This window comes from Candidatus Hecatella orcuttiae, from assembly GCF_002009985.1.
GTDB classification, from domain to species: domain Archaea; phylum Thermoproteota; class Bathyarchaeia; order Hecatellales; family Hecatellaceae; genus Hecatella; species Hecatella orcuttiae.
In genome coordinates, this window is sequence record NZ_MTLX02000008.1 from 1 (window position 1) to 480 (window position 480).

General features: G+C 53.5%; 1 protein-coding gene. It reads left to right on the forward strand.

What is annotated here, in order from left to right:
* On the forward strand, nt 1-368 hold a 368-nt coding region (locus tag BWM17_RS09620; RefSeq protein ID WP_309493780.1), incomplete at its 5' end, for a Mut7-C RNAse domain-containing protein.
* Between the last annotated feature and the right edge of the window lie 112 nt (nt 369-480).

The window sequence follows — 480 nt, forward strand, 5'->3', positions numbered from 1 at the left end:
AGCGCGAAGGGAGAGTGCTTCTAACGAGGGACACGACGCTTGCGGAGAAGGCGAAGAAGCTGGGAACTAAGGTGGTGCTGGTGGAGAGCAACTCCATTGAGGAGCAGCTCATCCAGCTTAGGAGAGAGCTTGGGTTAAGCTATGAGAAGACGCCTGCAAAAGCACTTTGTCCAGAGTGTAACGGTGAGATTGTGGAGGTGAGCAAGAGCGAGGTCTCTGAGCTCGTGCCTCCGGGTGTGCTTGAGGCTCACGAAGAGTTCTACCGCTGCTCGCAATGTGGCAAGGTTTACTGGTACGGCTCCCACTGGCGGAGCATAACCAAGAGGGTGGTGAGAATTGAAGGCAAAGTATCGTCTTCCGAGAAGTAATATAGTGGTTAGAGCAGCGCGGGATGTGCTCAAAAAAAGAGGGGAGGTTAACTCTCTAGCTCAGATGCACACCCTGGTGCTGGAGAGGCTGAAGAGGGAAAATCCAGAGTAC